The organism is Salipaludibacillus neizhouensis (genome assembly GCF_002886185.1).
In the GTDB taxonomy this organism is placed as follows: Bacteria; Bacillota; Bacilli; order Bacillales; family Salisediminibacteriaceae; genus Salipaludibacillus; species Salipaludibacillus neizhouensis.
Window position 1 is genome coordinate 1179562 of sequence record NZ_KZ614146.1, and the last position, 13595, is coordinate 1193156.

Genomic DNA, 13595 nt, shown 5'->3' on the forward strand with positions numbered 1-13595 from the left:
ATAAAATGAATAAGTGGGTGAAGAAATGAATATTAGATTAGAAAAGGCAACCGTTAATGATGCACAATCTATTTTTGATATTCAAGTCAAGGCATTTATGCCCTTGCTGGAGAAGTATAAAGATTATGAAACCAATCCAGCAAACGAAACTATCGAGAGAGTAATAACTAGAATAAATAAACCTAATGGTAGTTTTTTAAGATATTAGCTGACAACAAAATTAGAGGTGCTATCTGCGTTTTTTGGGAAGAAGATGTAAAGTTTTGGATAAGTCCAATGTTTATTCTACCTACATATCAAGGGGAAGGGATCGCCCAAAAAGCTATCTTTTTAATTGAAGAAATGTTTCCTCAAGCTATAACCTGGGAATTAGCAACAATTTTAGAGGAAGAACGAAATTGTTATCTATACGAAAAAATGGGCTATAACAAAACAGGAGTAAAGAAAATATTGAATGACAATACTACCTTAATTTATTATAAAAAGGTCTGTTAAATATAAATTCGGAGTCGCTGATCTACGAAAGATTGACGCAATTTGTTTCGAATTTATTGAAATATGGGTCAGGTTTATCGAATGAAAAAAGGTTATCATTTCCATTTCATTGTGGTAATATGAATCTAATCTTATAGAAGAGGTGAGTTGAGATGAGCAGAGTTGAGCAGAGTACAAAGTTAGATTTAGAGCGAATTGTTTTTATTGGGAGAACCTTTGAAGAGTATTTAAATATGTTCTCGCTTTCAAAAGAAGAACTACAAGGGAAAAAAATACTCGATTGTCCAGCAGGGGCTTGTTCATTTACTGCTGTTGGTAACCAAGCAGGTTTAGACGTAACAGCTTGCGATATTGCTTATTATCATTCGGGTGAAGACCTAAAAAGTAAAGGTGTCCAGGATATTGAACATGCGATGGAACATATGCAAAAAGCTCAAAACAATTATAAGTGGGATTATTTTAAAGATATAGAAGGTCTAAGAAACCATCGTTTAAGTGCCTTACAAGACTGTGCCAAAGATATGAAGGAATCTAGCGAAAGATACATTCCCGTTACATTACCCTCTTTACCGTTTAAGAATGAAGAATTTGATATTCTTCTCTCTGCACATTTTTTATTTATGTATGCGGATAGATTAGGTGATCAATTTCACATAGAAACCATAAATGAGTTATTGAGGGTTTCGAAAGAGGAAGTTCGTATTTTTCCTGTAGTAGATTTAGAGGGAAAAAGATATAAGTATTTAGATAAATTAATAAGTTATCTGGCTGACATTGGGTATAAAGTTGAAGAAGTGAAAGTTCCATATGAATTTCAGACAAATGCTAACTCGATGTTAAAAATAGTAAAAAGCTAGTAAAGGAGGGGGCAACGTAGCGGCGTTGCCCCTTTTTGTACTAACGAGGAAGCGAGTGTGAAACAGACTTTGATTGCTCTGTCGCTATAGAAACAGTTTTGTTCACAAGTCTTAAGGGGGAGAATACAATGACACGACAAATAAAAGCTTTAATATTCGACTGGGGAGACACTCTAATGTGGGATTTCCCTGAATTAGATGGTCCTATGGCATATTGGGAGAAAATAGAAGCGGTCCCCGGTATGAACCATGCATTAGAAATGGCCTGCAAAGATTATATTTGTTGCGTAGCTTCTAACGCGGGTGACTCAACTACAGAATTAATGGGAGAGGCTTTAAATCGCGTAGATTTAAGAAAATATTTTAATTTCCTATTTACTTCTCGTGAATTAGGAGTCACAAAACCGAACCTTGATTTTTTTAATAAAATTGTTAGTAATTTACATCTCAAGCCTGAAGAATGTATTATGATAGGTAATGATTATGAAAAGGAAATAGTTCCTTCAAAAGCTGTGGGAATGCATACGATATTTTTTACAGAAGAAAGAAAACGTGCAGTCTTTATGGATGCAGATTATACGATTAACTCTATGAATAACCTGTATGAAATAATTATGGATTTTGAAGATATGAATAACATACATACTGTTTAACTGCTTCGGTGAAAACCTATTTGATTGTGAAACAATAGACTTAAACAATTATATTGTCTTAGTATTATAGAGATTGTGACTACCGGTTTGTCGACTCCACACACAGTCTATAACAACTAGAATGAGTGGTAACTTAGGCGGGACTTTACCATAACAATTATTAAACGAAAGGTTTTGGTTTGTATGAATGCACATAATAATTTAACTAAAGTTACTGCTTATATAACTCGAATAAAAGATGGAGAAGTCCAATTACTTACTATGTTAGAAGAAGGTGTGGAATCGTATGGACTTCAAGTTCCAGGTGGTACTCAGGAGTTAGGTGAAGAGTTAGAAGAATGCCTACTCAGGGAAATTTATGAAGAGGCTGAACTTACCGAATTAAGAATAAATTCATATCTTGGAGAACATACGTATTTTTTAGCGAAGAAGAATGCTTCTATTACACGACACTACTTTCAATTAACAATTGAAGATTGTTGTGATAAATTCACGGTTGTTGTACGTAGTCAGGATGAAGATAATGGATGGATTTATCATTTAGGTGGCTTGACTTAGACAAAGCAATGATTCCTGAACTTGGTGGTCATTTAGGGATTAGACTAAAAAGTTTGTATAAATCTATTTTTAATTGAGCTATAACTATATGATAGTTTACATTTAAACTAAATGTGAGCTAATGGAAACAAGCTGTTGCTGCCATTTTTACAGGAAAATATTTAAGAGAAGTATAACAAGGCTATTTTACTAGGAGGGAATTAAATGTTTATAGTAAATGTTGAAGGTGCAATATTTAAAAATGGGAAATGGCTAATAATTGAACGCAGTAAAAAAGAAGAACATGCAGGTGGCTTGCTTTCTATTGTTGGAGGTAAGGTGGAGAATGAAGGAAATTCTTCTGATATATTAGAAAGAACTGTTAAGCATGAAATAGTTGAAGAGGTTGGTGTAGAAGTAAAAGATAATTTGAAGTATGTTCATAGTACATCTTTTGTAACCGATAAAGGTGAAAGAGTTGTAGATATTGTTTTTCTATGTGAATACTCATCTGGGGAAGCTTTTCCTAAAAGCCCAGATGAAGTTGAAAGAGTTTTATGGTTATCTACGGAAGAAGTGTTAAATCACCCGAAATCACCAATTTATTTAAAAGAAAGTATTAAACGAGCAGAAACATTCATTGATTCTGCTATGAATACTTAATTTACTATTATTTTGGAGTGATTGTATTGAATAAAATCTATGTTATAAGACATTGTGAAGCTGAGGGACAATCACCAGAGTCACAACTTACTGAAAAAGGGTTTAAACAGGCAGGGGAATTAGCTGATTTCTTTTACGAAGTAAAGGTTGACCGAATAATTTCTAGTCCATTTATCAGAGCTATTCAAACGATAAAGCCATTAGCTGATAACCTAAAAATTGATATTGAAGTTAGTAAATCATTGTCAGAACGGATACTTAGTGATAAAAATATGCCTGATTGGTTTGAAAAACTAAAATCTACATATGAAGAGCTAGATTTAAAGTATGAAGGCGGAGAATCAAGTAGAGAGGCTATGAATCGAATTGTTGGCGTTGTTGAGGATATTTTTAATGCTCAATCTCAAAATACTGTTATTGTTACACATGGTAACTTAATGTCTTTATTATTAAAATATTATGATGGGAATTTTGGATTTGAAGAATGGACAAACTTTAGTAATCCTGATGTGTTTGAATTAAAATTAGAGAATAATCAAGTTTCAAATAAACGTATCTGGGTAGAAAAATAAAATTATTAATTTGTGAAAGTTTACACTTAAACAAACGGGTAGCGTTAGTACAACAAGCAAGCTAACTTTTAGTACCTAATTCCTATTGATTCTATCTGCAACAATCAAGGTACGATTGTGAGAAGGGATAGAAAATGATCAAACTTTTTTTGTGAATTTTATAAAAACGAAACTTAAATCTACTGGAGCAGAATCATTTTGATCAATCTTTTTTCAAAATGGATTCTTTTTATTTATCGTAAAATATCGATTTGCAATGTTTTTTTGATTAAACTTTATCACAAAGCTACAATAGGATTTTTTTGTGCGTACATACATACGGGAATATAAGCTAAAGATTTGTAATTTATTTTACACAAACAGGTAGAGGGATAAAAATAAAATGAGCTAATTGTAGCTCTTTTTTTGTTGTTGCCAGACAATGCACTTGTTCTCATAATGTGCGAGTTTAAAAAAGTATTGTAAACAACATTTCTTTTGATAAGTTTAACTATTTCTTCAAGTATTTGAAACTAATTTAGTGTTCAGTCGTCAATACATTGAGAAAAAAATTGGAGTGAATAGGATGAATGAACCAGTAGAGGATTGTGATTATATAAAAGATAAAGAAGAATGGATCGGCATGATTTTTGATAAATATGGTGATCAATTGCTAAGGTTATGCTTTAACTATGTTAAGGATTGGGGCAAAGCAGAAGATTTAGTCCAAGAAGTTCTTGTCCAATGTTATATCAAAATTGATGAGTTTAGAGGAGAGGCCTCCTTAAAAAATTGGATTTACCGTATAGCTACAAATCGGTGCAAAGATGTTCTTAAAAGTTATTCGTTTCGAAGGGTGTTCTTACATAATTTTCAATCTCATCAAATGGCATCTAAGGAATATATACCTGAAGATACCATGCTTGAAAAAGAAGAAACTGAGATATTGGTTAAATTAATTTTTAAGTTACCTATAAAATATCGTGAAGTGATTTTGCTTTATTACTATGAAGAACTTAGGATATTTGAAATTGCGAGTATTCTTTCAATTAATGAATCAACAGTAAAAACTCGATTAAGAAGATCTAAACATAAATTGAAAAAAGGGTTAGAAAGAGAGGGAAATTATATATGGAAAAACAATTAAATGAAGTGAAAAGGATATTAGATAACAGTTTATACCGCGGGAAGAATCTATCTGAAAAAAGTAGGCAATCAGTTTATAAACGAATTCACGAGAAAAAAAATCGATCGATAATTTCATTTCGTTGGGGTCCCATTCTAACTCTTTCTGTTATTGGAGCCATTTTGTTTTTATTGGTACAACCTATTTTAATAGAAAAATTGACAGTGGATCCATTGAATGATGAAAGTTCAGCAAATAACTCTGAGAATAATGAAATGGTTAATGAATCTCTTTTGTCAGATGGAAAACCTATATCCCTTTTGATTACTAGAGAAAACAACGAAGGTATTGGTTCTTCTATTATCTTGGCGATAGCTCCTGAAAAACAAAATATAAAATTATTAGACATACCTTTATTCTTAAATATGGCAAGTAATGATGACAAAATTCTAACTATCAATGATATTTATGAGAACGGAGGATTCAAAGGAGTAAGGGAGAACGTAAAACAGTTTTATAATATTCCTATTGACCACCATATTCATATAACAGACGAAGAACTCGTAAAACTAATAAACAGTATTGAGGGAGTAAATGTTACTAATCCATTTGAATTCAGTTATAAGGGGAAAGATTTTTCTGAAGGAGATTTACATCTAAAAGGACGAGAAGCAATTCTCTATGGAGAGATGACAAAAGATGACCCTAGAGGAGAATTTGGAAGTATTGAGAGGGAAAATGAAATTTTACTAACAATGTTTGAAAAGGAGCTAAAAAGCAACGATATTATCAACCATTTCAAAACTGAGATAAATAATGAAGAGGTTAAAATACTATTAAAGTCATATCTAAATAATAGCAGTAATACTGATGTTTTAGAAATTAAAGGGTCAAGTCGAGTGGTTAATGAAACCTATTTTTATGAAGTTGATGATAAAACAAATAATGAAATAAGTGATGAAATAAATGATTATCTATTTGATGAAGTTAATTAAAAAATGCTTTATATCTTGTCATGATGATTGTCAGTTTTCTAGTTAAAAAAACTATTTTGGAACGTCGTTACAGAACTAGAAAAGGGGGTGGTATTTCAAATTCCTTCTCCTTTTATGTAAATGTCACCCCAAAAGTTGAAGAGATTACGAATTAATTTAGAAAACTCATTATAAAATGGACTAAACTAAATATACATTTGAAAATGGTGTTTTATCTGCTGAACTAAGTTAAAAAATATATAAATTAGAAAGGTTTTACCTCATTATGGAAATAAGTAGAAGTGATAGAAAAAAAGGTAAAATAAAAAAGGTGATTTTTTTAACATTAACGATAATGTTATCTTTGGTTTTTGTAACATCCGTTTATGCTTATTTTGAATATAAAGAAGGAATCAAAGAGGCAACGGAGCTAACGGACAAATCACATCCCCCTTATGAAGATGTAGTATTTAATGGCGTTGAAGAGAATATTGAAAAGGTTAGTATTCTACTTTTAGGTATTGATGCTAGAGGAAGTGAGAGTTCACGATCGGATACTATTATGATTGTTCAATATGAACCTGAAACGGGAACCTCAAAAATCGTCTCCATAATGAGAGATACATATGTTGAAATACCAGGTTATAAGAAACAAAAAATAAATGCAGCCCATGCATTAGGAGGGGCTGAATTAGTTAGAAAGACTATCAAAGCAAACTTTGATATAGATGTACAGTATTATGCAACTATTACCTTTAATGGTTTCTCTCATCTCATCGATACAACTTTCCCAGATGGTATTCAGGTGGAAGTAGAAAAAGAAATGTCTAAAAATATTGGGCTAACTCTTTATCCAGGTTCACAGAAGTTAAATGGGGAAGAATTGTTAGGATATGTAAGGTTTAGACATGATTCACAAAGTGATTTTGGTAGAGTTGAAAGGCAGCAAGAAGTATTGAGTCAAATAGCTGATGATGTGACTAGTATTAAAGGTATTACAAAAATTCCTAAAATGATAGGAACAATCCAACCTTTTATAAAAACGAATATTGATAATCAGACAATATTATCAGTTGGGAAACAATTTGTTAGTGACGAAACGAATATTGAGAATTTAAGAATACCTATAGATGGATCGTTTACATCTACAACATATGATGTAGGAGCAGTGTTAGATCCAGATTTAAAAGAAAATAGACAAGCTTTACAGGATTTTCTTAATTAAAACCCTACTTCATTTTGGCCTGTAAGGGTAGGGAAACTATTCGAGGATTGAGGCGTCAATTATGTAAAAAATACAATTAATCTTTCTAAACATCTTCTACTCTCAAAAATGGTGGTACTTCTTGAATCGGTTCACCGCCTAGTTCACCTAAAAGACTTGTGTTCACATGAGAAATCATTGAACTGACAATAAAAATCTGTTTGATTTTGATCTTTATAATTAAAGCTATTAGTTTTTCAGTCAGGAAGGGTATACAAATAAAAAAGGAGGCGCTACGAGTGAAGAAAATAACCATAATAGTTGGATTTATTTCTGTAGCTTTAATCGCTGGATGCCAAAATTCCGAGGATGAGGTACTGAATGACGAATCGCTTGAAGAAAACCCAGCAGATGAGAGTGTTCAAGAGGAGAATGAAAAATTAGAAACAGAAGACAATGTTGTTGAGAATGACAGCAAAAGAAGACAGGAGAAGAATCTTTACATGACGCTGACGATAATGATTCTGATACCTATGCTGGAACTCAAGAGACTCCTACTTACTTAATTGGTTCACACCATATTGAATCAGAAGTTGACGACATCATTCAATTTTATACAGCGTTTTCAATTACGCGTGATGAAGAGCAGCAACTATCACATGAAGATCGTATAGAGATGTCTCTTATCGACGGGGACCCTTCTGAACAAGGTATTCTTAGCTCATATGCTGATATTTCTTTAGATTGGCCAGAGCTTCATTTAGACTTAAATGAAGAAGGAAATGAATTATCAGCAACCTCCGCACAATCGGGCTTATTTTACGACTCGCTGTTTGGAATTAGTGATTTATATGGCATTGAAGAAGTGTTATTTTTTAATCCAAATGGAGAAAATGACATCATTGTGGCTGAACGAGAAATTGATGAGCCCCTCATTGTTGAAGATGAAAGAGGTCTAACACGCGGCTATTATACGATCTACGATGAAGATTTAGAGGAGACTTTGTTTCTAGCTGGCGGGGAGTTAGTAGAGCAAGTTGAGGATGATATTGGAGAGCCTTTATCCTTCCCAGAGACGGTTGAGGCGATGCATACGGTAGATCGTGAAGACGCATTTTACTTTTCCTCGATTGTTGAGGGATTGGAAATCGTCAACTCATCGATGGAAAACGGTATTGCTACAGTTCAATACACGATGGATGAAGAAGTTGTAACGGAAGCAGACCGGATTGTGTTTGAGAACGCGATACAGCTCGCTGCACTTGACTTCCGTGCTTGGGAAGTCCGTTTGATAAATAATACAATGCAAGAATTCATCACTTACCCATTAGTAGGTCAATAAATTAAGAGGTTTCTTTAAGAAAAAATTGCGTAGGAAGACGGGAGAGGAATCTTATAGGCGCAATTCTGTAATAAGAATTGTGTCCTTTCTTTGTGAATAAAGCCAGATGGTTGAAAAGTAGTTCCTAAGATTTTGAAAAAAATTGGGAAATTTATGTTAATATGATAACAGAAACCCTAAGAGTTTGTGATTTTATTCGCTTAAACTATCGGGGCGAATACTTCAATAAGAGAAAGGGATGATTTGGTGAAAAAAACAACGGTCTTATCTATAATAACTGGAATAATAATCTTAATGCTAATATCACTAATTCTTCCCAAATATGAAGAGATGCTTCATTTTTTCAATGCCAAATGGTTTTTAATTTATTCAATTTTATTAAGTGTTTTATATTTCTTATTTGGTATTTTGATTGAGACTAAAAGGGTAATTAAAGCGTTCTCTAAGAATATAAGTGTTAATTGGTTACAGTTTAGTTTTGTAGTTATTTTAATTTTAATAGTTTTCGTTCCTGCACAATATTGGTATACGCTGTTTCCTAATAAATTTTTACTTAGTTTTATCTTCAGAATTGAAGTTCAAGTTATTTTGAACGTTCTCGCAGGGATTTTATTTGTACGTTCATTTGATAACGAGATTTAACTTGGCTGTTAACTAAGAGCAATACTTGAATAACATAAAGACTTTCCTAAAATAAGTTACCACAGCTTATCACTTTTAACAGGGTTACTACTTTAGACATTTACAAATCAAAACGCATGGGAATTCACACCGCTTGTCACAAGGGTTTAGAGATAGAACCAATTTTATTTTGCAATTAGGTAAGAGGAAATAATAAAAAGGGGCAAAAATAATGATTGTTTCTATTTGTGGGACAGAGGGCAGCTATGCTGAAACAGCGGCACTAGAAATGTTAGGAGAAGGGATATCTCTATTGTACTGTAATAGTTTTCAAAGTGCATTGGATTCAGTTGAAAATAAACGATCAGATTATGTGATTTTACCCGTGAAAACATCAAATTCGGGATATGTATCAGAGGTGAATGAGTTGCTCTCTTCCGGTAATTGGAGAGTAAAGCAAAAATTTGGCCTTCATACTCACCATTGTCTTATGGCTGTAAAAGGTCAAGAATTAACTAGTATTAAATTAGTTTATTCTCATCCAAAGGCACTACAAGAATGTGAACTTTACCTAAGCAAGCTAAACGTCTCGTTGCGAGATTTTTATAATACGGCTGCTAGTGCAAAGTATGTTGCTGAAAATCATCTATTAAACACGGCAGTTATTGCTTCTAAGCAAGCGGCTCGACTATATGGATTAGAAATCCTAGCTGAAAACATTGAAAATAACAGTGATGTGACTACCTTTTATGCAATAATTCCTAGATAGTTCTTTACTTGTGAATAAATTGATTACATGATGCACAGAAAATTATTCCAAAGGGTGCTGAAGAGGAAGAAAAGATTTTTTATTGTAATGTATTAGGATTAGAAGAAATTGAAAAGCCGGATTCACTTAAAGGTGGTAGGGGCTTTTGGTTACAACCAAGTAGAAGATGTGTCACATTGGAGAAGGTGAGAAGGGTTGAGATTAGATGAGTGGAGAAGAGAGTAAATATGATATGATCGGAAAAACGTATAACCAAACAAGAAGACCAGATAAGAGAATAGTAAAAACTTTAATGGAAATATTGAACCTTGATGCACCAGCAACTGTTGTAGACGTTGGAGCAGGAACAGGGAATTATAGTTTTGAACTTGCTGAGAGTGGTTTTAATGTTCTGGCAGTGGAACCATCCAAAGTAATGAGAGAACAAACAAATGCACATTCAAATATTAAGTGGGTAAATGGAGTTGCTGAATATATTCCTCTTGATGACGCTATTGCAGATGCTGTGATATGTATTCTTGCAACTCACCACTTTCAAGACTTAGAAAAATCCTTTTATGAAATGAAACGAGTATTAAAAGATAATGGAAAGTTAATCATATTATTAGCAGACCCACGTTTGTGTGGTAGCGACTGTTGGTTAGTTGACTACTTCTCACCTATATTTGAGAAAGCCTATAAAGTTTATAAGCCGCTAAACGAAGTATCAGATACTTTGAGCAAGGTTTTTAATAACCAGGTTCAGATAGTACCATTCTTTATCCCTCATGATATTGAAGATAAATTCTTTGTTTCAGCATGGAGAAAACCAGAATTATATTTACAATCTTCCTTCCGAGCTGGAGTTTCGCCATTGGCAAATGCACCAACGGAACTTCTAAACCTTATCTTAGAAAAATTGGAATCTGATCTGGAAAGCGGACAGTGGACAAAGAAATATTGTCACTATTTAGAACAGGATTTCTATGAAGGTGGTTATCGTTTCTTGGTTACAGCAAAATAATACAAGTTTCAATGTCCCAATCAAAACTGATTGGGACATTTTCTTCTTCAACAAAACGAACAGGCGCAATTCTTTAATAAAGAATGTGTCTATTTCATTTTAGGGCCAGATTGCTGCAGGTGAGAGTGGTATTATCAGAAAATTATTACAAATAAAAGTGATAATTGGAAAATTTATGATAACATAATACTAGAAAATATAAGAGTCTGTAAAATTTTCACTTAAAGGGGAGATTTTAATTGGGGACAGAAATAAGGTTTAGACTTGCTACTAAAAAAGATTTAGATAGTATTGTTGCGATGCTTGCAGATGATGTTTTGGAAAGTAAACGTGAACAACATGAGCATCCTCTTCCTAATAGTTACATAAAAGCATTTGAGGCTATTACATCTGATCCTAATAACGAGTTAGCAGTAGCTTGTGACGGCAATGAAGTAATTGGGGTACAACAAATTACTTTTACCCCTTATATCACACATCAAGGTGGATGGAGAGCTACAATCGAAGGAGTAAGAACATCTGCTTCGGTAAGAGGAAAGGGTGTAGGTACTAAACTAATAAAATGGGCAATTCAACGTGCAGAAGAACGTGGTTGTCATTTAGTACAATTGACAACTTATAAAAATAGACCAGATGCGTTAAGGTTTTATGAACGGTTAGGTTTTAAAGCTACGGATGAAGGTTTAAAGCTAAAACTTTCATGATTCTTTATTGAACGATCGGACTAGCATTAGTTCAATAAGCTAGTTGCCTTATAGACCTAATTAATTCTATCACCAACAATCAAGCGGAATTAGTGAACAAACTACGAATTCTGTTGTGGTGCTAACGGGGAGCTTAGTGAAAGACCACATAGGATAAATTGGAGGAGTTTATGAAAAGAAAGTTACCAATTGTAATTGCGATTGCTGCCGTTTCGGGTGGGGGAAAAACAATAATTACGTCCAACCTTAAAAAGGAATTGCAAAATTAGCAAAACACTATTTTTTGATGACTACGATTTTGATGGTCCAGAAGACATTCTTGATTGGATTGATAATGGGGGTAATCCCGATGAATGGGATTTATCGCCATTTATTAGAGATATTAAAAAGTTACTCATCGAACCTTTAGATTATATAATTATCGATTTTCCATTTGCCTATTTACATAGTAAAAGGAGCCATTGCAATATCTAATACCGTTTTTATTGATACGCCATTAGATATTGCAATGGCTCGGAGAATAATTAGAGATTTTAAAGATAGTTCCATCGAGAATGTATTGTTAGATTTAGATAATTACATTATTAGAGGAAGACGGGGGTTTCTCGGTATGTTAAAAACGATCAAACCAAATTCTGACCTTATTGTAGATGGGACATTACCTGTATCTGATATTGTAACTATTATCACTCAAAATATAGAAACCATTGAATAATTTAGTGTGAAACAAAAATATCAAGTGAATTTGTTCATATACAAACGGGCAAGCATTCGTTAGGAGCTGTTGTATGGATAGTTCCTACTGTTGTTTAAGTAGCCCAGTATAGTTGAACAGTTAAAGGAGTAAATGACCATAAAGAAGTGAATGATCTTTCAAATACAGTTTATGTGAGGTGATATTATGTTATTCCAACATGGGAATTTAAGAGTTCGCAAATTGGAAAAAAAGGATAATTACCTTTTAGCGAAATGGCTTTCGGACCCAACAATACTTGAATTTTATGAAGGAAGAGACAACTGTTTTGATTTAGACAAAGTGAATAAAGTTTTTTATGCTTCCGAAGATAATGAAGTTAAATGTATTGTAGAGTTTGATGGTATCGAAATAGGATATTTCCAATTCTATAGAATAGATGATGAAACGAAAAAAGAATATGGTTATCTTGATGAAAATATTTATGGCACAGACCAATTTATAGGTGAAGTAGAGTATTGGAATAAAGGAATTGGAACATTACTTGTTACATCAATGGTTAAATTCTTAATCGAGCACAAAAAAGCAGACCGAGTAGTTATGGACCCTCAAACAAGAAATACGAGGGCTATAAAATGTTATGAGAAATGTGGTTTTAAAAAAGTTAGAATACTCCCAAAACATGAGCATCACGAAGGGAAATATCAAGATTGTTGGTTGATTGAATACCATAAATGAATTATCTCTTCTTCAAGTAACGAAGAGCGATAGTTAAACAAGCCTTCGCATTCGTTATTTTGCTAACTGCGAGGTCAGTTATTAGGGAGGGGCTTTAATGTTAGGAGTAAATAAAGGAGAAGTAAAGTTGGTAACTCATTCGCCAAATTGGAAAAAACTATTTACTGAAGAGAAAGAAATGTTACAATCCAGCATTGGAGAAAACATAAAGGATGTTCAACATTTTGGAAGTACAGCTATTGAAGGTATTAGCGCAAAACCTATCATCGACATGCTTGTTGGAGTAGATTCTTTAGATAAAGTTGAGAAATTCGATAAAGAGAGATTAAAAGAAAATGGATATTACCATTTATCGAAAGTACGTCTTGAAGGAAAAGTAGTTTTTGCTAAATTCTCTAACTTAGAAAACCTTACTAAGACACATATAATGCACATAGTTGAACATAACGGTACTTGGTGGAAAGAGCATGCTTTTTTTAGAGATTATCTGAATGAGAATTCTGAAAAAGCAAAAGAATATGAAACACTAAAAAAAAGGTTGGCATTAAAATATCCTAATGATGAACATTTATAGGCAGATGAAAAGAAAAAGTTTGTTGGTGATGTACTTAGTAAATTATAGAGATTCTTGTTCAACTAAAGGGTGCTACACTTCAATAACGAT

General features: G+C 33.0%; 15 protein-coding genes and 3 pseudogenes. All 18 read left to right on the forward strand.

Annotation, left to right across the window (positions count from 1 at the left end):
• The first annotated feature begins 25 nt into the window (after positions 1–25).
• The 18 genes and pseudogenes from CEF18_RS05575 (at position 26) to CEF18_RS05670 (ending at position 13505) form a co-directional block, all read left to right on the forward strand.
• Positions 26–495: pseudogene (locus tag CEF18_RS05575) on the forward strand (GNAT family N-acetyltransferase).
• Positions 496–647: 152 nt separating this feature from the next.
• On the forward strand, positions 648–1352 hold the full coding sequence (locus tag CEF18_RS05580) for an SAM-dependent methyltransferase (RefSeq protein ID WP_110935569.1): 705 nt from the start codon (positions 648–650) through the stop codon (positions 1350–1352).
• 128 nt (positions 1353–1480) lie between these two features.
• Positions 1481–2005, forward strand: coding sequence for an HAD family hydrolase (locus tag CEF18_RS05585; RefSeq protein ID WP_110935570.1), 525 nt, complete (start codon positions 1481–1483; stop codon positions 2003–2005).
• 183 nt (positions 2006–2188) lie between these two features.
• Positions 2189–2563, forward strand: coding sequence for an NUDIX domain-containing protein (locus tag CEF18_RS05590; protein WP_110935571.1), 375 nt, complete (start codon positions 2189–2191; stop codon positions 2561–2563).
• Positions 2564–2767: 204 nt separating this feature from the next.
• The gene (locus CEF18_RS05595) at positions 2768–3205 is read left to right on the forward strand and encodes an NUDIX domain-containing protein (protein ID WP_110935572.1); all 438 of its coding nucleotides are present in this window, start codon (positions 2768–2770) and stop codon (positions 3203–3205) included.
• Positions 3206–3222: 17 nt separating this feature from the next.
• Entirely contained in the window at positions 3223–3777 is a 555-nt protein-coding gene (locus CEF18_RS05600) for a histidine phosphatase family protein (RefSeq protein WP_310793595.1), read from the forward strand.
• Between the two features lie 565 nt (positions 3778–4342).
• Positions 4343–4903 carry a sigma-70 family RNA polymerase sigma factor gene (locus tag CEF18_RS05610; RefSeq protein ID WP_110935574.1) on the forward strand — a complete coding sequence of 187 codons (561 nt, stop codon included), beginning with the start codon at positions 4343–4345 and terminating at the stop codon, positions 4901–4903.
• Complete coding sequence (locus tag CEF18_RS05615; protein WP_110935575.1) at positions 4888–5877, forward strand: LCP family glycopolymer transferase; 990 nt, start codon at positions 4888–4890, stop codon at positions 5875–5877. The genes CEF18_RS05610 and CEF18_RS05615 overlap by 16 nt, the downstream gene beginning before the upstream one ends.
• A 265-nt stretch (positions 5878–6142) precedes the next feature.
• Positions 6143–7081: an LCP family protein gene (locus CEF18_RS05620; protein ID WP_110935576.1), complete on the forward strand. Its 939-nt coding sequence runs from the start codon at positions 6143–6145 to the stop codon at positions 7079–7081.
• A 278-nt stretch (positions 7082–7359) separates the two neighbouring features.
• Positions 7360–7626, forward strand: coding sequence for a hypothetical protein (locus CEF18_RS05625; protein WP_110935577.1), 267 nt, complete (start codon positions 7360–7362; stop codon positions 7624–7626).
• A 110-nt stretch (positions 7627–7736) separates the two neighbouring features.
• The gene (locus CEF18_RS05630) at positions 7737–8402 is read left to right on the forward strand and encodes a hypothetical protein (RefSeq protein WP_110935578.1); all 666 of its coding nucleotides are present in this window, start codon (positions 7737–7739) and stop codon (positions 8400–8402) included.
• Between the two features lie 853 nt (positions 8403–9255).
• Positions 9256–9792: a prephenate dehydratase domain-containing protein gene (locus CEF18_RS05640; RefSeq protein ID WP_110935580.1), complete on the forward strand. Its 537-nt coding sequence runs from the start codon at positions 9256–9258 to the stop codon at positions 9790–9792.
• A gap of 41 nt (positions 9793–9833) precedes the next feature.
• Positions 9834–9947 (forward strand): annotated as a pseudogene (locus tag CEF18_RS26305) (glyoxalase); the annotation flags it as partial.
• A gap of 50 nt (positions 9948–9997) precedes the next feature.
• Positions 9998–10795, forward strand: coding sequence for a class I SAM-dependent methyltransferase (locus CEF18_RS05650; protein WP_110935581.1), 798 nt, complete (start codon positions 9998–10000; stop codon positions 10793–10795).
• A 239-nt stretch (positions 10796–11034) separates the two neighbouring features.
• Positions 11035–11499 carry a GNAT family N-acetyltransferase gene (locus CEF18_RS05655; RefSeq protein ID WP_110935582.1) on the forward strand — a complete coding sequence of 155 codons (465 nt, stop codon included), beginning with the start codon at positions 11035–11037 and terminating at the stop codon, positions 11497–11499.
• 170 nt (positions 11500–11669) lie between these two features.
• Positions 11670–12214, forward strand: a pseudogene (locus CEF18_RS05660) (hypothetical protein).
• A 186-nt stretch (positions 12215–12400) separates the two neighbouring features.
• Positions 12401–12931 carry a GNAT family N-acetyltransferase gene (locus CEF18_RS05665; RefSeq protein ID WP_183041217.1) on the forward strand — a complete coding sequence of 177 codons (531 nt, stop codon included), beginning with the start codon at positions 12401–12403 and terminating at the stop codon, positions 12929–12931.
• A gap of 97 nt (positions 12932–13028) precedes the next feature.
• Positions 13029–13505, forward strand: a complete 477-nt coding sequence (locus CEF18_RS05670; protein WP_110935584.1) for a GrpB family protein — start codon at positions 13029–13031, stop codon at positions 13503–13505.
• Positions 13506–13595: the final 90 nt, after the last annotated feature.